Source organism: Streptomyces sp. NPDC103540, assembly GCF_055584445.1.
This window is the reverse complement of record NZ_JBVJMA010000003.1, coordinates 358,789-379,040: the sequence shown is the minus strand read 5'-3', so window position 1 is coordinate 379,040 and position 20,252 is coordinate 358,789. Positions and strand designations below refer to the sequence as shown.

The window sequence follows — 20,252 nt, the reverse complement described above, 5'->3', positions numbered from 1 at the left end:
GGACGAATCCGCAGTGTCCCGTGCCCGCCGCCGCTCCGCACCGCCGCCCGCCGATCGCAGCGTGATCGCCGGCTTCCTGAGCCTGCTGGGGGAGTTGCTGATCACGGTGGGCCTGGTCCTCGGCCTGTTCGTGGCCTACTCCCTGTGGTGGACGAACGTCCTCGCCGACCGGCAGGCCTCCGCGCGCGGCGACGAGGTCCGTCAGCGGTGGCTGAGCCCCTCCCCCGCCGCGAGCGCCCCCGCCCAGCCCGGCGCGCTCGACACCAAGGACGGCATCGGCTTCCTCCACGTACCGGCGATGAAGAACGGCGAGGTGCTGGTCAAGCGGGGCACCGCGCCGGACGTCCTCAACGACGGCGTGGCCGGGTACTACACGGAGCCGGTGAAATCGGCCCTGCCCTCGGACGCCCAGGGCAACTTCGCCCTGGCCGCGCACCGCGACGGGCACGGCGCGAAGTTCCACAACATCGACAAGGTGAAGAACGGCGACGCGATCGTCTTCGAGACCCGCGACACCTGGTACGTCTACAAGGTCTTCGCGGAGCTGCGCCAGACCTCGAAGTACAACGTGGACGTCATCAACCCCGTCCCGAAGGAGTCGGGCAAGACCGCTCCGGGGCGCTACATCACCCTGACGACCTGCACGCCGGTCTACACCTCGAAGTTCCGCTACATCGTGTGGGGCGAACTGGTGCGCACGGAGAAGGTGGACGACAAGCGCACCCTGCCGGCGGAGCTGCGCTGAGGCGGACCCCGCGGCCTTCCGGGGCTTCCCGGAGCCCCCGCGGGTCCCGGGAACCCCGCGGCTCCCCCCGAGCCCCCAGCGGCTCCCCGCAGCCCCTCAGGCCCCACGCAACAGGCCCGGTCCCCTCTCGGGGACCGGGCCTGTTTCACGTGAAACGTGACGACGCCGTGGGGCGGGCGGGCCGCCGGATCAGCGGCGACCGCCGGTGAGGCCGCCGAACCAGCCGCCCCCGTCGTTGCCGCCACCCTGCTGGCCGCCCTGCTGACCACCCTGCTGGCCACCGGAGCCCGGCTGCGTGGTGACGTTGACGACGGTGCCCGCCGCCAGCGGGGTACCGACCCCGGGGTCGGAGGCGACCACGACGGCGCTGTCGTCGGTCGGGCCCGACAGGACCGCGCCGAAGTTCAGGTTGACCCGCTTGAGGTCGTCCTTGGCCTGGGCGACGGTCCGTCCGGCCAGCAGCGGAACCGCCGTCGGCGCGGCCGAGGCCTTGGCGATGCTGACGTTGACCGCCGTGTCCTTGGCGAGCTCCGTGCCCGCCGGGTACTGCTGGGCCACGATCGTCTTCGGCGCCGCCCCGGGCTGGTCCACCTCGGTGGTGCTGCCCAGCTTCAGCTTGGCTTCCTGGAGGAGCTTGACGGCCTGTTCCTTGGTCTTGCCGCTGAGCTCCGGCACGACGCCCTTGGCGGGCTCCTTGGCCACGCTGACGACGACGGTCGAGCCCTGCTCGGCCTCGGTGCCGCTGCGCGGGCTCTGGTCGATGACCGTGCCCGGGGTCGCGTCGGCGGACTCGACGAGCTTCTTCTCGACCTGGAACTTCTTGTTCTTGAGCTCGGCCTCGGCGGAGTCGAACTTCAGCCGCATCACGTCGGGCACCGCCGCCTTGGGAGCGCCCGAGGAGACCTTGACCTCGATCGTGGAGTTCTCGTCGACCTTGGTGTCCGGTTCGGGGGTCTGCGAGCAGATCCGACCCTTGGGCTGGTCCGCGCACGGCTCGTCCGCGACCTTCGTCACCTTCAGGTTGACCCTCTTGCCGGTCTCCTGCGCCGCCTCCAGCGTCTGTCCGACGAGTCTGGGCGCGTTGGGCCGGTTGTCGGGGGTCTTGTCGAAGAGGGTGCGACCGATCAGGATCGCGCCGACCAGCACGAGGACGCCCGCGAGGACCAGCAGCACCGTCGAGGCGCGGCTCTTCTTCTGCCGGCCCCGCCCGTGGCCCTGGTCGTAGCCCCCGCCGTGGCCCTGGTCCCCGTAGCCGTAACCGCCGTCGCCGCCGGGCGGCATCGGCGGGAGCATCGAGGTCTGGCCGGCGTCGGGGGACCGCAGGGCGGTGGTGGGCTGGTCGTAGCCCTGGTGTCCGTAGCCGCCCTGGTCGGGGTAGCCGTAGCCGGCGGCGCCCATGGAGGCGGCGGCCGCGACCGGCTGGCCCTCCAGGCAGGCCTCGATGTCGGCCCGCATCTCGTCCGCGGACTGGTAGCGGTAGTCGGGGTCCTTGACCAGCGCCTTGAGGACGATGGCGTCCATCGTCGGCGTGATCTCGGGGTCGAAGTTCGACGGCGGCTGGGGCTCCTCGCGGACGTGCTGGTACGCGACGGCCACCGGGGAGTCCCCGACGAACGGCGGGCGCACGCAGAGCAGCTCGTAGAGCAGGCAGCCCGCGGAGTAGAGGTCGGAGCGCGCGTCGACCTGCTCGCCCTTGGCCTGCTCCGGGGAGAGGTACTGGGCGGTGCCGATGACGGCCGCCGTCTGGGTCATCGTCATGCCGGAGTCGCCCATGGCGCGGGCGATGCCGAAGTCCATGACCTTGACCTGGCCGGTCCGGGTGAGCATCACGTTGGCGGGCTTGATGTCACGGTGGACGATGCCGGCGCGATGCGAGTACTCCAGGGCCTGGAGGATGCCGATGCACATCTCCAGGGTGCGCTCGGGCAGCAGCTTGCGACCCGAGTGCAGCAGCTCACGCAGGGTCGAGCCGTCGACGTACTCCATCACGATGTACGGGATGGAGATGTTGTCGACGTAGTCCTCGCCGGTGTCGTACACCGCGACGATCGCCGGGTGGTTGAGCGACGCGGCCGACTGGGCCTCGCGGCGGAACCGGGCCTGGAAAGACGGGTCGCGGGCGAGGTCGGCCCGCAGGGTCTTGACGGCTACGGTACGGCCGAGCCGGGTGTCGTGACCGAGGTACACCTCGGCCATGCCACCACGGCCGAGCACGTGGCTCAGCTCGTACCGGCCGCCGAGGCGACGCGGCTCTTCCATAACGTTGCAGCCCTCTCCGTCAGTCCCGACCGCACCCGTGTGTGGTCCGGCGGTGTGCTGTTCGCGGCAAGGCTACCGGCCGATCGACGGTGATCGGTTCGTGACCACAGGCTGATATCGGACCGGTACCGAGCGCTCGGTTCCCGCCTCGGCTTCTCACTTCTTGCCCTTCAGAACGGCTTCCATGACGGACTTCGCGACCGGCGCCGCGAGGCCGCCGCCGCTGATGTCCTCACGGTCCGCGCCGCTGTCCTCGATGACGACGGCCACGGCGACCGGGCTGGTTCCGTCCGGGGTCTCCGCGTAGGAGATGAACCAGGCGTAGGGGCGCTTGGCGTTCTTCTCGCCGTGCTGGGCGGTGCCCGTCTTGCCGCCGACGACGAAGTCCTTGATCTTGGCGTTGCCGCCGGTGCCCTTCTCGACGACGTTGACCATCATCTGCTGGAGCTTCTGGGCGTTCGCGGCGGAGAGCGGGCGGCTCATCTCCTGCGGCTCGTGCTTCTCGATCACGTCGAGGTTCGGCGCGGTCAGCTCGTCGACCATGTACGGCTTCATCAGCTTGCCGTCGTTGGCGATGGCCGCGGAGACCATGGCCATCTGGAGCGGGGTGGCGGCGGTGTTGAACTGGCCGATGGAGCTCTGCGCGTTGCCGTCCCGGCTCATCGTCTTGTCGTAGACGCTGGCGAAGGCGCGCACCGGGGTGTCGACGGTGTTGTTGAAGCCGAACTTCTCGGCGGTCTGCACCATCTTGTCGCGGGTGACCTTGTCGCCGAGGCTTGCGAAGACGGAGTTGCAGGAGACCTGGAGGGCGAAGTTGAGGGTGGCCTTCTCGCAGCCGCCCGCGTGGTTGACCATCGGCGTGCGGGTGCCCGGCAGGATGTACGGCTCGGGGGTGTCGGTCGGCGCGTTGATGTCGCTGACGACGCCGTTCTCCAGCGCCGCGGCGGCGGTGACCACCTTGAAGGTGGAGCCGGGCGGGTAGGTCTCGCGCAGGGCGCGGTTGACCAGGTTCTTGTCCGGGCTGGCGTTCAGGTCGGCCCAGGCCTTGCCGTCGGCGTCGGAGAAGCCGGCGAAGCTGGAGGGATCGTAGGACGGGGTGCTCGCCAGGGCCAGGATCGCGCCGGTGCGCGGGTCGATGGCGGCGACGGCGCCCTTGCGGTTGCCGAGACCGGTGAAGGCCGCCTTCTGGGCGGCGGCGTTCAGGGTGGTGATGACGTTGCCGCCCTGCTTCTTCTCCCCGGTGAACATGCCGATGGTGCGGTCGAAGAACAGCCGGTCGTCGTTGCCGGTGAGGATGCCGTCGTCGATGTTCTCCAGCTGGGTGGAGCCGAAGACCTGCGAGGCGTAGCCGGTGACGGGCGCCCACAGGGGGCCGTCGGTGTAGGTCCGCTTGAACTTGAAGTCGCTGCCGTCGGTCTCGGCGGAGCCGGTGATGGGCTGGCCCTCGACGATGATGTTGCCGCGTTCGGTGGCGTACTGGGCGATCAGGACCCGGCGGTTCTCCTTGCGGGTGCTCAGTTCCTCGGCCTGGACGTACTGGAGCCAGTTCGTGCGGACCAGCAGGGCGAGGACGAGCAGCCCGCAGAACAGCGAGATGCGGCGCAGGGGCTTGTTCATGACGGGCGGACCACCTGGGTCATCTCGGAGTCGGGGGACGGGGCGGGGGCCGGGGCAGGTCGGCGTGCGGTGTCGCTGATCCGGATGAGGATGGCGATGAGGACCCAGTTCGCGAGGACGGAGGAACCGCCGGAGGCGAGGAAGGGCATGGTCATGCCGGTGAGGGGGATGAGGCCCATGACTCCGCCGGCGACCACGAAGATCTGCAGGGCGAAGGCGCCGGAGAGCCCGATGGCGAACAGCTTGCCGAAGGGGTCGCGGGCGGCGAGGGCGGTGCGGACGCCGCGCTCGATGATCAGGCCGTAGAGGAGCAGGAAGGCCATGACGCCGGTGAGGCCGAGTTCCTCGCCGACGGTGGAGAAGATGAAGTCGGAGTTGGCGGCGAAGCCGATGAGGTCGGAGTTGCCCTGGCCCCAACCGGTGCCGAGGACGCCGCCGGAGCCGAAGCTCATGATCGACTGTCCGACCTGTTCGCAGGCGCCGGACTTCGTGTAGCAGCCGAAGGGGTCGAGCCAGGCGTTCACGCGGGCCTGGACGTGGCTGGCGAAGGAGGCGACGACCACGGCGCCGCCGACCGACATGAGCAGGCCGATGACGATCCAGCTGGTCCGCTCGGTGGCCACGTACAGCATGATCACGAACATGCCGAAGAACAGCAGTGAGGTGCCGAGGTCGTTCTCGAAGACGAGGACGAGCAGGCTCATCGCCCAGATCATCAGGATCGGGCCGAGGTCGCGGCCGCGCGGCAGGTAGAGGCCCATGAAGCGGCGGCTGGCCAGGGCCAGGGCGTCGCGCTTGACCATGAGGTAGCCCGCGAAGAAGACCGCGATGACGATCTTGGCGAACTCGCCGGGCTGGATGGAGAACCCGCCGACGCTGATCCAGATCTTCGCGCCGAACACGTCCGCGCCCAGACCCGGGATCACGGGGAGGATCAGCAGGACCAGGGCTCCGGCCATGGAGATGTACGTGAACCGCTGGAGCACGCGGTGGTCCTTGAGGACCAGCAGCACCACGGCGAACAGCGCGATGGCGAGCGCCGTGTACAGCATCTGGCGCGGCGCGGACTCCGAGAAGGCGCCGAAGCTGCGCTTGGCGAGCTTCTGCAACCGCTCGGACTGGTCCAGGCGCCAGATCAGGACCAGGCCCAGGCCGTTGAGCAGGGTGGCGATCGGCAGCAGCAGCGGGTCGGCGTACTTGGCGTAGCGGCGCACGACGAAGTGGGCGATGCCGGCGAGCACGCCGAGGCCGAGTCCGTAGGTGAGCATGCCGGGGGGCAGCTCGCCGTGGATCGACAGGCCCACGTTGGCGTAGGCGAAGATCGGGATGACCACGGCGAAGGCGAGCAGCAGGAGCTCGGTGTTCCGCCGGCTCGGCGCCTCGATGGCGCCGATGGTGGTCGTGTTGGTGACTACGCTCATGATGTGGCGGGCCCCCTGCGCCCGCTTCTCTCTACTGCTTTTCGCACTGGCCGACGACGGCTTGTTCCGCCGGAGTCAGGACGGGGCCGGGCGTCTGGTTGTTCTGCGCTTCGGCGGCGCGGCGGGCCTCGTCCTGCCGACAGGCGGAGACCTGGGTGCCGAGCTCCTCGAGCTTCTTGAGGGCGCCGTCGAGGCTGCTTTCGCTGATGGTGGCCTCGACCTGCTTCCGCTTGAAGGACGGCAGGTACTTCAGTTCGATTTCGGGGTGATCCGCCTCGACCTCGGACAGATGGATCCAGGCCAGGTTCTGACTGATGCCGCGGTACAGCGCGACGTGGTCACCCTTGACCCCGAGGTAGTACTGGGTCTGCGTCCAGCGGTGCGCCGCGTAGAGCCCGCCGCCGACGACACCGGCGACGAGCAGCAGGATCAGGGTGCGCGTGGTCCACTTGCGCCCTTTGCCGCGGCGCTTGCGCGGGTGGTCGTACGTGTCGTCGTACTCCGCGTCGGGCTCGTAGCCGCTCTCGGCCTCGCCGAAGGAGCCGTACGCGCCGGGGGTCCCGGGCTGGTCGGGGTAGCCGTAGCCGGGGTTCTCGCCGCTTCCGGGGGGCCCGAAGGAGCCCGCGGGCGGCGGGGCCTGGCGGCCGAGCCCGGAGGCGCGGCCGGCCGGGGTCTGCATGGCGTTGCCGCCGTCGAACAGCTGGTGCTGGTTCTCGGCGACCGCGCCGACGACCACCGGGGTGTCGCTGACCTGCGCGGCGAGGGTGTCGCCGCTGTCGGTGTCGAGGACGTCCGCGACGATGCAGGTGATGTTGTCGGGACCGCCCCCGCGCAGCGCGAGCTGGATGAGCGACTGCACCGTGGCGCTGGGGCCGTGGTAGTCGGCGAGGGTCTCCTCCAGGGTCTGGTGGGAGACGACGCCGGACAGTCCGTCGGAACAGATCAGGTAGCGGTCGCCGGCACGGACCTCGCGGATGGAGAGGTCGGGCTCGACGATGTCCCCGCTGCCCAGCGCGCGCATCAGCAGGGAGCGCTGCGGGTGGGTGGTGGCTTCCTCTTCGGTGATGCGGCCCTCGTCGACGAGGCGCTGCACCCAGGTGTGGTCCTGGGTGATCTGCGTGAGGACGCCGTCGCGCAGGAGGTAGGCGCGCGAGTCGCCGACGTGCACGAGGCCGAGGCGCTGACCGGTCCACAGCAGGGCGGTCAGGGTCGTGCCCATGCCTTCGAGCTGGGGGTCCTCCTCGACCATGACGCGCAGCTGGTCGTTGGCGCGCTGCACGGCCGTGGCGAGCGAGGTGAGGATGTCGGAGCCCGGGACGTCGTCGTCGAGCTGCACCAGGGTGGAGATCACCTCGGAGCTGGCGACCTCGCCCGCGGCCTGGCCGCCCATGCCGTCGGCGATGGCGAGGAGGCGCGGGCCGGCGTAGCCGGAGTCCTCGTTCCCCTCGCGGATCATGCCCTTGTGAGATCCGGCGGCGAATCGCAGGGACAGACTCATGCGCACCTCGCCGGTCGGCTCCGGGTACAACCGGTCTCGAGCCACACTGCCCACCCTCCGGTCGGGAGCGCGCGGGTGTCCGTGTCCTCGGTGGGACGGATCGCCGCCGCGCGCTCGCTCCGCTCGCTCATTCTCGTACTACTTCCGCAGCTCGATGACGGTCTTGCCGATGCGGATCGGGGCGCCCGGCGGAATGGGCGTCGGAGTGGTCAGCCGGGTCCGGTCGAGATACGTGCCGTTGGTGGACCCGAGATCCTCGACGATCCACTGGCCGTCACGGTCGGGGTAGATCCTGGCATGCCGGCTGGAGGCGTAGTCGTCGTCCAGCACGATCGTGGAGTCGTGGGCCCGGCCCAGCGTGATCGTCTGGCCGGCGAGGGCCACGGTCGTGCCGGTGAGGGTGCCCTCGGACACGACGAGCTTGGTCGGCGCACCGCGGCGCTGGCGCTGCTGGGGCGGAGCGGCCTGGCGGCCGCTCTGCTGCGGAGCTCCGGTCGCGCCGCCGCGGCGCGAGCCGCGTTGTGTGACGCGCGTACCGAAGAGGTCGCTGCGGATGACCTGAACGGCCACGATGACGAACAGCCACAGAACGGCCAGGAAACCCAACCGCATGACCGTCAGGGTCAGCTCTGACATTGCCCCCGCTTCACCCTTCGGCTTGCCGGTAAATGATGGTGGTGCTGCCCACGACGATCCGCGAGCCGTCGCGGAGCGTAGCGCGCGTGGTGTGTTGTCCGTCCACCACGATGCCGTTGGTGGACCCGAGATCCTGGATCGTCGGGGGTGTTCCGGTCCGGATCTCACAGTGCCGGCGCGAGACGCCGGGGTCGTCGATCCGCACGTCGGCCTCGGTGCTCCGGCCGAGTACGAGGGTGGGGCGCGAGATCTGGTGGCGGGTGCCGTTGATCTCGATCCAGCGGCGCGTGGTGCCCGAGCCGCCGGGGGCCGCGGGCGCGCCGGCGCCGGGCGCACCCGGGGGCGGGCCCTGCGGCATGGGCGGGGCGCCGACGGGCGGGTACCCGTAGCCCCCCTGCTGTTGCTGCCGGCCCTGGGAGGACGCCGGCTGCTCCTGGGAGGTGCTGGAGGCCAGGGTGCGACTGCGGACCCGGTAGAGACCGGTGTCGAGGTCGTCGGCCTTCTCCAGGTGGACCTTGATGGGGCCCATGAAGCTGTAGCGCTGCTGCTTGGCGTAGTCGCGGACGAGGCCCGCGAGCTCGTCGCCGAGCTGGCCGGAGTAGGGACTCAGCCGCTCGTAGTCGCCGGTGCTGAGCTCCACGATGAAGTCGTTGGGGACGACTGTCCGCTCGCGGTTCCAGATGGTGGCGTTGTTGTCGCACTCCCGCTGGAGGGCTCCGGCGATCTCCACCGGCTGGACCTCGGACTTGAACACCTTGGCGAAGGTGCCGTTCACCAGACCTTCGAGTCGCTGCTCGAACCGCTTCAGAACTCCCATGGGGCACCTCCTCCGTCGTTGTCGCCCTGTACTGCTTACTGATCGTATCCACGCGTGGCGGATTCGGCTGGTTCCCCTTCGGTCCCGTGCACAGGAGTGTTGGTGCTCACAAGGGATCGTAGGGGTGCTCCGGACACAGTGTCCCGCACGCGGAGCGGAGTGCGGGAGGGACAGTCGGGACCCGGTCCCCGAGGGGCCCGAAAGGGATTTCAATCCACCCCGTCTGACGTGCTACTGTTTCGACGTCGCCAGGGGAACGGCCCGAAAGGGAAGATCCACTGGAGAGCTGCTCGGGCGAGTGGCGGAACGGCAGACGCGCTGGCTTCAGGTGCCAGTGTCCTTCGGGACGTGGGGGTTCAAATCCCCCCTCGCCCACATCGAGGAAGCCCCGATCCGGGAACGGATCGGGGCTTCCTGGTTTTCCGGGGGCGTTCGGGATCGGCGACGGGACCCGGGCGGGTCCCGTCCGGCATTCCGCGCGGTGTCCGGTCCGGTGTCCCGTGCGGTGTCTTGTGCGGTGTTCCGTCCGGGCGACTTTCGTCGCGGGGGACGCGACGAAAGAGAGCGGACGGGTGCGGCCGAGGATGTCTAGGGTCGGTCCGGTGGATGCCAAGTCGAGGTTGCGCGCGGGCTGGGAGTGGCTGAAGGGGCCCGAGGAATGGTCTCGGGGCGCCCTGGTCGGAGACCTGACGATCGCGGCCGTACTGGCCCTGCTGGGTCTGGGCGTCGACGAACTGAGCGACTCCTCCGGCGTGAAGATGGCCCTCGGGGCCGTGTCCGTGGTGACGCTCGTCCTGCTGCGGCGCCGGCTGCCGGCGGCCACGTTGGTGCTGGGCGGGGCGGCGAGCGCCTTCCTGCCCGGTGTGTTCCTCGTGACGATCGTCCTCGGCTGGTCGGCGGGCCGCCGGATCGTCGGGGTCGGCCGTGCGCTGGGCGCCTTCGTGCTGGCCTTCGTCGCCGAGGTCGGCCTGATGCTGTTCGACCAGTGGTCGCAGATGCGGCCCCTGCTGGTCGTCGTCTTCTCCACGCTGATGTTCCTCGCGGCCACCGCCATGCCCGGCCTGGCGGCCCGCTACTGGTCGCAGCGCCGGACCCTGCTGAGCGCGATGACCGAGCGCAACGAGCAACTGCTGCGCGAGCGGAACATGGTGGCGGGTCAGGCCCGACTGCGGGAGCGGCAACGGATCGCGCAGGACATGCACGACAGCCTCGGCCACCGCCTCGCGCTGATCTCGGTGCACACCGGGGCGCTGGAGGTGGACCCGCAGTTGACCGACCGGCAGCGGGAGGTGGTCGGGGTGCTGCGGCAGGCCTCGGTGGAGGCCATGCACGAGCTGCGCGAGGTCGTCGGGATCCTGCGCGACGGCGTGGAGGCGCCGCCGGTGCCCGTGGAGGAGGCGCACCAGGCCGCGCGGGGCGTGGCCGGGATCGCGGGCATCGTGGAGGCGTCGCGGCGGGCGGGGACCGACGTACGGCTCACCACGACGGGCCGGCCCCGACCGCTGGTCGCCGCCTGCGACCACGCGGCGTTCCGGATCGCGCAGGAGGGGCTGACGAACGCCTACAAGCACGCGCCGGGCTCGGCGATCACCGTGGAACTGCGCTACGAGGACGACGCGCTGGTCGTCGAGATCGCCAACGGCCCGGCGGTCGGCCCCGGAGCGGGCGAGGTGGTCTCGGGCGGGCAGGGGCTGACGGGGCTGCGGGAGCGGGCCCGGTTGGTCGGCGGCATGGTGCACGCGGGCGCCGTCGAGGGCGGCGGCTTCCGCGTGGCCGGCGTCCTGCCGTACGGGACGGAGCCGGCCGGGGCGGCCGAGCAGCCGGTCGACGACTTCGGGCAGCGGCCCCAGGCCCGCGCGACGGTGCCCACGGACTGGGCGGCGGTCGACCGCGAGCTGTCCGCCCCCCTGCGCAGCCGCCCCGGGGGCGTGGCGATGGGGTGCGGGATCGCCGTCGCCGCGCTGGTGCTGCTGATCATCGTGATGGGGGCCGGGATCGCCCTGATCGTCAGCTCGGCGAGCGACGCCATGATCAGCCGGGAAACGTTCGACGAGGTCCACGTGGGCCAGTCGGAACGAGCGGTCCGCGAGCGGCTGCCGGACGGCGAGAGCATGCTGACCACGGGTCTGGACCGCAAGGGTCCGCCGCGCCCCGAGGGGGCGGACTGTCTGGCGCTGCTGTCGACCGAGAGCACCGACGAGTTGACCACCGACGCCGTTTTCCGGTTCTGCTTCAAGGACGGCAAGCTCGTCGAGAAGCAGGCATACGAGGTCAAGCAGTAGGAGCGCGGGTGACAGCCAAGGTGATCAGAGTCGTGATCGCTGACGACGAGCCGCTGATCCGGGCCGGGATCAGGATGATCCTGACCTCGGCGCCGGACATCGAGGTCGTCGCGGAGGGGGCCGACGGCCGGGAGGCGGTGGAGCTGGTGCGTTCGCACGCCCCGGACGTGGTCCTGCTGGACATCCAGATGCCGGTCATGGACGGGCTGACGGCCCTGGGCGAGCTGGGCCGCGTGGCGCCGGGGGCGCGGGCGCTGATCCTGACCACCTTCGGGGAGCGGGAGAACGTGCTGCGGGCGCTGAGCGAGGGCGGCGCGGGCTTCCTGCTGAAGGACTCGGCGCCCGGCGAGTTGATCGGCGCGGTCCGGGCGGCCGCGGCCGGCGACGCCTACCTGTCGCCCGCGGCGACCCGGCACGTGGTGGACCAGCTGGCGACCGGTCGGGCCGTCGGGCGCGGTGAGCAGGCCCGGCGCCGGGTGGCGGCCCTGAGCGAACGGGAGCGGGGTGTGCTGGCCCTGCTGGGCGAGGGCCTGTCCAACGCGGACGCGGGCCGCCGGCTGCACATGAGCGAGGCGACGGTGAAGACGTACGTCAGCCGGATCCTCGCGAAGCTGGAGTGCGAGAACCGGGTCCAGGCGGCCCTGCTGGCCAGGGACGCCGGGCTCTAGGTACGGTCGGCCGGAGTTGACCGGCCGCGGCGGCCGGTCGGGGCACGACACGTGCGGGGGCGGCGCAGATGGTGACGGTACCGAGGCAGGGCGCGGACGAGACGGCCGACCGGCCGGCGGGCACGGCCCGGCGGGTCCTGGCGGACGCGGTCGCGGGTGTGGTGGCGGCGGCCGTGGAGCGGGCCGCCTCGACGGGCGAGGGCTCCGACGGGTCCCCGGACGCGCGGGGCCGTGACACCGCCGCGGACGTCGCGGGCATCCTCGCGGACCTCGACGGGGTGCGGATACCGGGCGTCGAGGGCTTTGCGCCCCGGGCGGTGCCCGGCTCGGCCAAGGAGGCCGGCAAGGCCCTGCGGATGCGCGTGCCGCGTGCCGCGCACGCCTGGTTCGAGGCCCCCGCCGGACGTCCCGACGCGGTGCGCGCGGTGGAGGAGTCCAACGTCGGCCGGGTCGACGGGCTGACCCCGATCCGGGTCGGCCGGATGGCGGCGAACCCCTTCGCGTTCCTGCGCGGGGCGGCCGGCCTGATGGCGCACGACCTGTCGGGCGGCCCGGTGACCGGGGTGGGCGCCCAGATCTGCGGCGACGCCCACGCTGCCAACTTCGGCCTGTACGGGGACGCGCGCGGCCGTCTCGTCATCGACCTCAACGACTTCGACGAGACCGTGTTCGGTCCGTGGGAGTGGGACCTGAAGCGGCTGGCGACCTCGCTGGTGCTGGCCGGCCGGGTGGCGGGCGCCGACGAGGACACCTGCCGGGCGGCCGCCCGGGACGCCGCCGGCGCCTACCGGCGGACGATGCGACTGCTGGCCAGGCTGCCCGCGCTGGACGCGTGGAACGCCATCGCCGACGAGGAGCTGGTCTCCCACACCGACGCCCGGGACCTGCTGGGCACCCTGGAACGGGTCTCCGCGAAGGCCCGCAACAACACCTCCGCCCGGTTCGCGGCGAAGTCGACGGAGGCGGGCGAGGACGGCGGGCGCCGCTTCGTGGACGCCCTGCCGGTGTTGCGCCGGGTCGGGGACGGGGAGGCGGCGGCCGTGGCGGCCTCGCTGGGCCCGTACCTGAAGACCCTGCCGGGGGACCGGCTGCCGCTGCTGGCCCGGTACGCCATCCACGACGTGGCCTTCCGGGTGGTCGGCACCGGAAGCGTCGGCACCCGTTCGTACGTGGTCCTGCTGCTGGACCACCGGGGCGAGCCGCTGGTCCTCCAGGTGAAGGAGGCGCGTCCCTCCGTCCTGCTGCCCCACCTGCCCGGTCTGGGCTTCCACACGCCCGTCGAGGAGCACGAGGGCCGTCGGGTGGTGGCCGGGCAGAAGCGGATGCAGGTGGTCTCCGACATCCTGCTGGGCTGGACCACGGTCGAGGGCAGGCCCTTCCAGGTGCGCCAGTTCCGCAACCGCAAGGGCAGCGTCGATCCGGCGGCGCTCGCCGTCGAGCAGATCGACGACTACGGCCGCATGACGGGCGCCCTGCTGGCGCGGGCGCACGCGCACAGCGCCGACCCGCGGCTGCTGGCCGGGTACTGCGGGAAGAACGAGGAGCTGGACGAGGCCGTCGCGACGTTCGCCGTGGCCTACGCCGACCGGAGCGAGGCCGACCACGCCGACCTGGTGGCGGCGATCCGCAGCGGCCGGATCGCGGCGGAGGAGGGCGTCTGAGCCGCCGCGGCCGAAGAGCGGCGGCCGGTTCGCGGCCGCGGTGGTCGTGAGCGGCCGCGAGGAGGCGTGACGAGTCGTGACGGGTCGTGGGGGTCTGTGCGGAGGTGCCCGATGTTTCACGTGAAACACGGTGCACCGGGCGGGCCGTAGGCTGGCCGGGTGAGCGAGCAGAGCGAACAGACCGTCCCCGAAGAGCCCGCCGCCTCCGGTGACGAGCGTCCCGAGGCACGGCTCGACCGTGCCGTGCGGGCCGCCGAACAGGCGCTGATCGAGTTCGAGATCGCGGTGGAGACCTTCCGGGTGGAGGTCGAGAACTTCTCCCGGCTGCACCACCAGAAGCTGGGCCCGATGTACTCGCGGCTCGACGAGCTGGACGCGCTGATCGCGGAGGCGCGGGCGGCCCGCAGCGGGGATCCGGAGGATCTGCGGCGGGCGCGCGAGGCGCGTTCGTTGGTCATGCCGATGCCCGGGGTGGACGAGCTGTTCCACGACTGGCTGGACTCGGACGGGATCTCCGACGACGCGGCCGCGATGCTCACCGAGCGGTCCGTGCGCCCGCCGGAGCGCGTGCGGCCCACGGAGGAGGTCCGCCGGCTGTACCGGGAGCTGGTCCGTCGGGCGCACCCCGACCTGGCCCAGGACGAGACCGAGCGGGCGCGGCGCGACGCGTTCATCGCGCGGGTCAACGCCGCGTACGGGCGGGGCGAGGAGCAGCTGCTGCGCGAGCTGGCCGAGGAGTGGGAGGCCGGTCCGGCGCCGCAGGAGGCGCGGCCGAGCGAGAGCGAGGAGCTGTACGCCCGGCTGGAGTGGCTGGCGCGGCGCAAGGAGCTGCTCGCGCTGGTGGCGCGGGAGCTGGAGGACAGCGCGATCGGGTCGATGCTGCGGATGGCGCCGGACGACCCGGACCGGCTGCTGGAGGAGATCGCCGAGCAGCTGCTGGCGCAGGTCTCCGAGCGGGAGTCGGAGCTGGCGGAGCTGACCGGACCGGCGTAGCGGGCTCAGGGGCGCGTCGGGGGTCTTCGGGCCCCTCAGGGCGGTGAAGGCGGCCGTCGGTGCCCCGGGTGTCGTCGGTGGGCCTCGCCGGGTTCCGGCGGTCGGGGGCGGGCGGTGTCCCGGTCGAGGCCCGGGGGCCCGTGGGCCGGGTCGGATAGGTTGGCAGCCGTATCCGTGTAGAGAGAAGGCGACAGCTATGAACCTCGGACCGCTTCCCTCGGTGGCCGCCGCGGCGGTGCCCGCCGAAGGCTTTGTCCTGGACGTCCGTGAGGACGACGAATGGGCGGCCGGGCACGTCGAGGGCGCGTTGCACATCCCGATGAGCGACTTCGTCGCCCGCTACGGCGAGCTGACCGAGGCCCTCGCGGAGAAGGACGGCCGGGTGTACGTGATGTGCCGCGTCGGCGGTCGTTCGGCGCAGGTGACCCAGTACCTGGTGCGCCAGGAGATCGACGCCGTGAACATCGACGGCGGGATGCAGGCCTGGGACGGTGCCGGGCGCCCGATGGTGACGGACAACGGGAGCCCGGCCTTCGTGCTGTAGCCCCGGTTCAGGCGAGGGGGTGGGCGGCCAGCAGGTCGCCCAGCGCCTCCTCGTGGGCCGCCGCCGGCCCGAGTTGGAGCTCCAGCTGCTTGGCCCAGGCGTGGTAGCGGTGGAGCGGGTAGTCGGTGTCGGCGCCGAAGCCGCCGTGCAGGTGTTGGGCGGTCTGCACGACGCGGCGCACGCCCTCCGAGGCCCAGATCTTGGCCACCGCGACGTCCCCGGCGACGGGCAGCGGACCTCCGGCGCCCTCGCCGGCCGCGTCGAGCCGCCAGGCGGCCTGCCAGAGGGTGGCCTCCATGGCGCGCAGGTCGATGTACCGGTCGGCGGCCTGGACGGCGACCGCCTGGAAGGTGGCCACCGGGAAACCGAACTGCTCGCGCTTGGCGGTGTACCGGCTGGTCATGTCGAGGACGTTCTCGCCCAGTCCGAGCGCGAGGGCGCAGGTCCCGGTGGCCAGGACCTGGCGGAGCCGCTCCCACGCGGCGGGGTCCTCGACGAGGTGCGAGGCCGGTACGCGCACGCCGTCCAGGGTGAGTTCGGCGAGGCGCTCGCCGCTGGTCGAGAACTGTTCGGCGAGGGTCAGCCCCCCGGCGGAGCGGGCGACGAGGGCGAGGACGGCGCCGCCCTCCCCGGTGTGGGCCGGTACGGCGATCCAGTCGGCGCAGTGCGCCCAGGCGACGGATGTCTGGAGCCCGTCCAGGACCCAACCGGCTTCCTCGCGACGGGCGGTGACGGCGAGTTCGGCCGGGTCGTGGCCGGTGCGGCCGTGCGCGGCGGCGGTGAGGACCAGCCGGCCGCTTCCGGCGTCGGGCAGCAGGGCGGTGAGTTCGGGGCCGCCGTGGGCCTGGAGGGCCATGGCGGTGGCGCAGTGCTCCAGCAGGGGCACCCGGGCCAGGACCCTCGCCGCCTCGCGCAGCACCAGGCACAGGGCGATGGTGTCCAGGCCCGCCCCGCCGTGCTCCTCGGCCAGGACCAGGCTCAGCAGGTCGGATCCGGCGAGCGTGGCCCACAGCGGCCGGTCCAGGTCCTGCGCGACGGCGCCGGGAGTGAGGGCCGGACTGGGCACGCGGTCGGGGGCCACGTCCGCGAACACGGCCTTCGCCGCCTCGACGGCCGCCCGCTGTTCCTCGGTGAAGGTGAAGTCCACTGCCTGTCCTCCCGCGCGCACCGGATCGATCTGGTCTGACGGTGCGTCAAGATAGAACAGGTTCTCGTAAATGCACAGGGGCGGGCCACCGGTACGTGCCCCACGTCCCGGTGGCCGCGCCCCGTGCTTCGCGTCGCGTGCTTCGCGGCCGGTGCCTCAGCGGTCGAAGTCGATCTCCACGTCCTCCGTGACGGAGTGCGACTGGCAGGCCAGTACGAACCCGGCCTCCGTCTCGTCCTCCTCCAGCGCGAAGTTGCGCTCCATCCGCACCTCGCCGGAGACCACGAAGGCCCGGCAGGTGCCGCACACGCCGCCCTTGCAGGCGTACGGGGCGTCCGCGCGGCCCCGCAGCACGGCGTCGAGCAACGACTCCCCGTCCCGGACCGGCCAGGTGCCGGAGCGGCCGTCGAGGCGGGCGGTGACCCGGGCGTGCGTCGGCGCGTCCGCGCGGGCGGGGGCCGGCGCGGCGGTGCCGTCGACGTGGAAGATCTCCTGGTGCACCCGGGTCCGTACGACGCCCAGGGAGCCCAGGGCCCGCTCCGCGCCCTCCACCAGCCCGAACGGCCCGCACAGGAACCAGCCCGTCACCTCGGTGACCGGCAGCAGCGCGGGCAGCAGGGTCGCCAGCCGTGCCTCGTCGAGCCGGCCGGACGGCAGGCCGGCCTCCTGCTCCTCGCGGGAGAGGACGGTGACCAGCTGGAAGCGGTCCGGGTAGCGGTCCTTGAGGTCGGCCACCTCCTCCAGGAACATCGTGGAGGAGGCGCTGCGGTCGCCGCGCACCAGACAGAACCGGGCGTCGGGACGGGCGGCCAGCAGCGAGGCGGCGATCGACAGCACCGGGGTGATGCCGCTGCCGCCGACGATCGCCGCGTAGTGCGCGGCGGCCGGGGCGGCGGCCGGGTCCAGGACGAAGCGGCCGGCCGGGACCATCACGTCCAGCTCGTCCCCGGCGGCGATCTCCTTGTGGGCGAAGGTGGAGAACTCGCCGCCCTCCACCAGGCGGACGCCCACCCGCAGCAGGGCGGGACCCGGGCCGTCGGCGGCCGGGGCCGGGGAGCAGATCGAGTAGGAGCGGCGCACCTCGGTACCGTCGGGGCCGCCGCGGCGCAGCGTCAGGTGCTGGCCGGGGGCGTGCAGGTACTCGGAGCGCAGCTCCTCGGGAACGGCCAGGGTCAGGGCCACCGAGTCGTCGGTGAGCCGGTCGACCGCCGCCACCGTCAGCCGGTGGAACGCGCCGTGGCGTGCGGGGCGCGAGCCGGCCGAAGGCGCCTGGGGCACGGGGACGGCCATCTACAGCTCCTTGAAGTGGTCGAACGGTTCGCGGCAGGCCACGCAGCGGCGCAGCGCCTTGCACGCGGTGGAGGAGAACCGGCTCAGCAGCTCGGTGTCGGTGGATCCGCAGTGGGGGCAGCGGACCGACAGGGTGAGCGGAACCGGTCCGCCGGCGGAGTGCGGACGGGGCGGGGCGATGCCGAACTCGGCCAGCTTGCGGCGGCCCTCGGCGGTGATGTCGTCGGTGGACCAGGCGGGGGCCAGCACGGTCGTGACGCGGACCCGCGGTATGCCGTGCCCGACGAGGGCCTTCTCGATGTCGGCGGACATGGCTTCGATGGCCGGGCAGCCGGTGTAGGTGGGTGTGAGGGTGACCTCGGCGTGCCCGTCCTCGTGCATCCGCACCCCGCGTACGACGCCCAGCTCGGCCAGGGTCAGCACGGGCAGCTCCGGGTCGGGGACGGAGCCCGCCAGCGCGGCCAGCTCCGCCTCCAGCCGGCTGCCGGCCGCGGCCGGGGTGTCGGTGGCGCTCACCACGACGCTCCCGGGTGGCTGCGGTGCAGGTGCTGCATCTCGGCGAGCATCCGCCCGAAGGACTCGGTGTGCAGGCCCTCACGGCCCGCTCCGGCGGCCCAGGCGCCCTTGCGCGGTCCCTCGGGCAGGTCCAGGCCGGCCCGTTCCAGCAGGGCGCCCAGCGCGGTCAGCCAACGCCGCTCCAGGGCGGCCATGGTCTCCGGGCCCAGGCCCAGTCCCTCGACGGGACGGAACAGCTCGCCGGTGAACCTCCACAGCGCGTCCAGCGCGGCGCGCATCCGCCGGCGGCTCTCCTCGGTGCCGTCGCCGAGGCGCAGCGTCCACTGCTCGGCGTGGTCGCGGTGGTAGGCGGTCTCCTTCACGGCCTTGGCGGCGAGCGGGGCGAACGGGCCGTCCCCGGCGGCCAGTTCGGTGTACAGCTCGTGTTGGTGGAGGGAGAAGTAGAGCTGGCGGGCGATGGTGTGGGCGAAGTCGCCGTTGGGCTGCTCGACCAGCTGGAGGTTGCGGAAGGACCGCTCCTCGCGCAGGTAGGCGAGCTCGTCCTCGTCCCCGGCCATGGACAGCAGGACGCGGGCCTGGCCGAGGAGGTCGAGCGCGATGTTGGCGAGGGCGAGCTCCTCCTCCAGGACGGGGGCGTGCCCGGCCCACTCGCCGAGGCGGTGGGAGAGGATCAGCGCGTCGTCGCCGAGGGCGACGGCCGCGGCCGCGGTGGCGGCGTCGATCCCGGTGGTGGTCGCGTCGACGGTGGTGGCGGTGGCGGCGGTGTCGCTCACAGGTGACGCACCCCCTCGGGGATCTCGTAGAAGGTGGGGTGGCGGTAGGGCTTGTCGGCGGACGGCTCGAAGAACGGGTCCCGCTCGTCGGGCGAGGAGGCGATGATCTCCGTGCTGGGCACCACCCAGATCGAGATGCCCTCGCCGCGCCGGGTGTAGAGGTCGCGGGCGTTGCGCAGGGCCATCTCCGCGTCCGGGGCGTGGAGGCTGCCCGCGTGCGTGTGCGAGAGGCCGCGGCGCGAGCGCACGAACACCTCCCACAGGGGCCAGTTCCGCGTCATGCCTGTACCTCTCGTCCTGTGCCGGTGTGCTTCTTCGCGTACGCCGCGGCCGCGTCGCGTACCCAGGCGCCTTCCTCGTGGGCCCGGCGCCGCTGGTCGATGCGCTGTTCGTTGCAGGGGCCGTTGCCCTTGAGCACGTCCCAGAACTCGGCCCAGTCGATGGCGCCGAAGTCGTGGTGGCCGCGCTCCTCGTTCCACTTGATGTCCGGGTCGGGCAGGGTCAGGCCGAGGGACTCGGCCTGGGGGACGGCGATGTCGACGAAGCGCTGGCGCAGCTCGTCGTTCGAGTGCCGCTTGATGCGCCAGGCCATGGCCTGCGCGCTGTGGACCGACTCGTCGTCCGGGGGACCGAACATCATCAGGGAGGGCCACCACCAGCGGTCCACGGCGTCCTGGGCCATCGCGTGCTGGGCCTCGGTGCCGCGGGAGAGCGCGAGCAGCAGCTCGTACCCCTGGCGCTGGTGGAAGGACTCCTCCTTGCAGATCCGGACCATGGCGCGGGCGTAGGGACCGTAGGAGCAGCGGCAGATCGGAACCTGGTTGGTGATCGCCGCGCCGTCCACGAGCCAGCCGATCGCGCCGACGTCGGCCCAGGTCAGGGTGGGGTAGTTGAAGATCGACGAGTACTTCTGCCGGCCCGTGTGGAGCTTGTCGAGCAGCTCGTCGCGGCTGGTGCCGAGGGTCTCGGCGGCGCTGTAGAGGTAGAGGCCGTGGCCCGCCTCGTCCTGCACCTTGGCCATCAGGATCGCCTTGCGGCGCAGGGAGGGCGCCCGGGTGATCCAGTTGGCCTCGGGCTGCATGCCGATGATCTCGGAGTGCGCGTGCTGGGCCATCTGGCGGACCAGGGAGGCGCGGTACTCGTCGGGCATCCAGTCGCGCGGCTCCACGCGCTCGTCCGCCGCCACGGCGGCGTCGAAGGCGGCCAGCAACTGCGCGCCCAGGTCGGTGTCGGCACCGAGGTCCGACCCGAGGTCGGCCGTGCGTGCCCCGACCGCGCCCGTCGCCGGTGCCGTGTTCTTGCTCGGGCCCGTTTCCGGGGTCACTGCGACCATCCCGGTCCCCTGTCCTGAGTCTGCCGTCCGCCCGACCGACCGATCGTTCGGT

At 72.2% G+C, this 20,252-nt stretch carries 18 protein-coding genes and 1 tRNA gene; 7 read left to right on the top strand and 12 right to left on the bottom strand.

Annotated features, from left to right (window positions below; all coding sequences use genetic code 11):
* Positions 1 to 13 precede the first annotated feature (13 nt).
* The gene (locus ACZ6ZI_RS09750) at positions 14 to 745 is read left to right on the top strand and encodes a class E sortase (protein WP_469518302.1); all 732 of its coding nucleotides are present in this window, start codon (positions 14 to 16) and stop codon (positions 743 to 745) included.
* A gap of 189 nt (positions 746 to 934) precedes the next feature.
* On the opposite strand, the gene pknB is transcribed toward ACZ6ZI_RS09750, so the two are convergent.
* The 6 genes from pknB to ACZ6ZI_RS09720 form a co-directional block, all read right to left on the bottom strand.
* Positions 935 to 3,004: a Stk1 family PASTA domain-containing Ser/Thr kinase gene (pknB, locus tag ACZ6ZI_RS09745; RefSeq protein ID WP_469518300.1), complete on the bottom strand. Its 2,070-nt coding sequence runs from the start codon at positions 3,002 to 3,004 to the stop codon at positions 935 to 937.
* Positions 3,005 to 3,160: 156 nt separating this feature from the next.
* Positions 3,161 to 4,621 carry a peptidoglycan D,D-transpeptidase FtsI family protein gene (locus tag ACZ6ZI_RS09740; RefSeq protein WP_469518298.1) on the bottom strand — a complete coding sequence of 487 codons (1,461 nt, stop codon included), beginning with the start codon at positions 4,619 to 4,621 and terminating at the stop codon, positions 3,161 to 3,163.
* A complete protein-coding gene (locus ACZ6ZI_RS09735) occupies positions 4,618 to 6,042 on the bottom strand; it encodes an FtsW/RodA/SpoVE family cell cycle protein (protein WP_363053578.1) in 1,425 nt (474 codons plus the stop codon). The genes ACZ6ZI_RS09740 and ACZ6ZI_RS09735 overlap by 4 nt, the downstream gene beginning before the upstream one ends.
* Positions 6,043 to 6,073: 31 nt before the next feature.
* Positions 6,074 to 7,585, bottom strand: a complete 1,512-nt coding sequence (locus ACZ6ZI_RS09730; protein ID WP_469518295.1) for a PP2C family protein-serine/threonine phosphatase — start codon at positions 7,583 to 7,585, stop codon at positions 6,074 to 6,076.
* A 93-nt stretch (positions 7,586 to 7,678) separates the two neighbouring features.
* Positions 7,679 to 8,176, bottom strand: coding sequence for an FHA domain-containing protein FhaB/FipA (locus ACZ6ZI_RS09725; protein WP_249766829.1), 498 nt, complete (start codon positions 8,174 to 8,176; stop codon positions 7,679 to 7,681).
* A 10-nt stretch (positions 8,177 to 8,186) separates the two neighbouring features.
* Positions 8,187 to 8,993: a DUF3662 and FHA domain-containing protein gene (locus ACZ6ZI_RS09720; protein WP_363053580.1), complete on the bottom strand. Its 807-nt coding sequence runs from the start codon at positions 8,991 to 8,993 to the stop codon at positions 8,187 to 8,189.
* 292 nt (positions 8,994 to 9,285) lie between these two features.
* Here ACZ6ZI_RS09720 and ACZ6ZI_RS09715 point away from each other — a divergent pair.
* The 6 genes from ACZ6ZI_RS09715 (at position 9,286) to ACZ6ZI_RS09690 (ending at position 15,141) form a co-directional block, all read left to right on the top strand.
* A tRNA-Leu gene (locus ACZ6ZI_RS09715) sits at positions 9,286 to 9,368 on the top strand.
* A 209-nt stretch (positions 9,369 to 9,577) separates the two neighbouring features.
* A complete protein-coding gene (locus ACZ6ZI_RS09710; protein ID WP_469518293.1) occupies positions 9,578 to 11,275 on the top strand; it encodes a sensor histidine kinase in 1,698 nt (565 codons plus the stop codon).
* A gap of 20 nt (positions 11,276 to 11,295) precedes the next feature.
* Entirely contained in the window at positions 11,296 to 11,943 is a 648-nt protein-coding gene (locus tag ACZ6ZI_RS09705; protein ID WP_363053737.1) for a response regulator transcription factor, read from the top strand.
* Positions 11,944 to 12,011: 68 nt separating this feature from the next.
* Positions 12,012 to 13,604 (top strand): DUF2252 domain-containing protein, encoded by a 1,593-nt coding sequence (locus tag ACZ6ZI_RS09700; protein ID WP_469518290.1) that lies wholly within the window; start codon positions 12,012 to 12,014, stop codon positions 13,602 to 13,604.
* Between the two features lie 159 nt (positions 13,605 to 13,763).
* A complete protein-coding gene (locus tag ACZ6ZI_RS09695) occupies positions 13,764 to 14,597 on the top strand; it encodes a hypothetical protein (RefSeq protein WP_469518288.1) in 834 nt (277 codons plus the stop codon).
* A gap of 196 nt (positions 14,598 to 14,793) precedes the next feature.
* On the top strand, positions 14,794 to 15,141 hold the full coding sequence (locus ACZ6ZI_RS09690) for a rhodanese-like domain-containing protein (RefSeq protein ID WP_469518286.1): 348 nt from the start codon (positions 14,794 to 14,796) through the stop codon (positions 15,139 to 15,141).
* Positions 15,142 to 15,148: 7 nt separating this feature from the next.
* Here ACZ6ZI_RS09690 and ACZ6ZI_RS09685 read toward each other — a convergent pair whose 3' ends face one another.
* The 6 genes from ACZ6ZI_RS09685 to paaA all read right to left on the bottom strand — a co-directional run bounded on the left by ACZ6ZI_RS09685 (position 15,149) and on the right by paaA (position 20,200).
* Positions 15,149 to 16,288 (bottom strand): acyl-CoA dehydrogenase family protein, encoded by a 1,140-nt coding sequence (locus ACZ6ZI_RS09685; RefSeq protein ID WP_469518283.1) that lies wholly within the window; start codon positions 16,286 to 16,288, stop codon positions 15,149 to 15,151.
* Between the two features lie 156 nt (positions 16,289 to 16,444).
* Positions 16,445 to 17,578 carry a 2Fe-2S iron-sulfur cluster-binding protein gene (locus ACZ6ZI_RS09680; RefSeq protein WP_469518282.1) on the bottom strand — a complete coding sequence of 378 codons (1,134 nt, stop codon included), beginning with the start codon at positions 17,576 to 17,578 and terminating at the stop codon, positions 16,445 to 16,447.
* On the bottom strand, positions 17,579 to 18,094 hold the full coding sequence (gene paaD, locus ACZ6ZI_RS09675; RefSeq protein ID WP_363053587.1) for a 1,2-phenylacetyl-CoA epoxidase subunit PaaD: 516 nt from the start codon (positions 18,092 to 18,094) through the stop codon (positions 17,579 to 17,581). It abuts the gene before it with no gap.
* Positions 18,091 to 18,867 (bottom strand): 1,2-phenylacetyl-CoA epoxidase subunit PaaC, encoded by a 777-nt coding sequence (gene paaC / locus ACZ6ZI_RS09670; protein WP_469518278.1) that lies wholly within the window; start codon positions 18,865 to 18,867, stop codon positions 18,091 to 18,093. Before paaC ends, paaD begins: the two co-directional genes overlap by 4 nt.
* Positions 18,864 to 19,148: a 1,2-phenylacetyl-CoA epoxidase subunit PaaB gene (gene paaB, locus ACZ6ZI_RS09665; RefSeq protein WP_363053588.1), complete on the bottom strand. Its 285-nt coding sequence runs from the start codon at positions 19,146 to 19,148 to the stop codon at positions 18,864 to 18,866. Before paaB ends, paaC begins: the two co-directional genes overlap by 4 nt.
* The gene (gene paaA, locus ACZ6ZI_RS09660; protein ID WP_363053589.1) at positions 19,145 to 20,200 is read right to left on the bottom strand and encodes a 1,2-phenylacetyl-CoA epoxidase subunit PaaA; all 1,056 of its coding nucleotides are present in this window, start codon (positions 20,198 to 20,200) and stop codon (positions 19,145 to 19,147) included. Before paaA ends, paaB begins: the two co-directional genes overlap by 4 nt.
* Between the last annotated feature and the right edge of the window lie 52 nt (positions 20,201 to 20,252).

Excerpts from the sequence above, each read along its gene's own strand:
- pknB (WP_469518300.1), bottom strand. The coding sequence starts at position 3,004 with ATGGAAGAGCCGCGTCGCCTCGGCGGCCGGTACGAGCTGAGCCACGTG.
- ACZ6ZI_RS09740 (WP_469518298.1), bottom strand. The coding sequence starts at position 4,621 with ATGAACAAGCCCCTGCGCCGCATCTCGCTGTTCTGCGGGCTGCTCGTC.
- ACZ6ZI_RS09735 (WP_363053578.1), bottom strand. The coding sequence starts at position 6,042 with ATGAGCGTAGTCACCAACACGACCACCATCGGCGCCATCGAGGCGCCG.
- ACZ6ZI_RS09725 (WP_249766829.1), bottom strand. The coding sequence starts at position 8,176 with ATGTCAGAGCTGACCCTGACGGTCATGCGGTTGGGTTTCCTGGCCGTT.
- ACZ6ZI_RS09720 (WP_363053580.1), bottom strand. The coding sequence starts at position 8,993 with ATGGGAGTTCTGAAGCGGTTCGAGCAGCGACTCGAAGGTCTGGTGAAC.
- ACZ6ZI_RS09710 (WP_469518293.1), top strand. The coding sequence starts at position 9,578 with ATGTCTAGGGTCGGTCCGGTGGATGCCAAGTCGAGGTTGCGCGCGGGC.
- ACZ6ZI_RS09700 (WP_469518290.1), top strand. The coding sequence starts at position 12,012 with ATGGTGACGGTACCGAGGCAGGGCGCGGACGAGACGGCCGACCGGCCG.
- ACZ6ZI_RS09690 (WP_469518286.1), top strand. The coding sequence starts at position 14,794 with ATGAACCTCGGACCGCTTCCCTCGGTGGCCGCCGCGGCGGTGCCCGCC.
- ACZ6ZI_RS09680 (WP_469518282.1), bottom strand. The coding sequence starts at position 17,578 with ATGGCCGTCCCCGTGCCCCAGGCGCCTTCGGCCGGCTCGCGCCCCGCA.
- paaB (WP_363053588.1), bottom strand. The coding sequence starts at position 19,148 with ATGACGCGGAACTGGCCCCTGTGGGAGGTGTTCGTGCGCTCGCGCCGC.
- paaA (WP_363053589.1), bottom strand. The coding sequence starts at position 20,200 with ATGGTCGCAGTGACCCCGGAAACGGGCCCGAGCAAGAACACGGCACCG.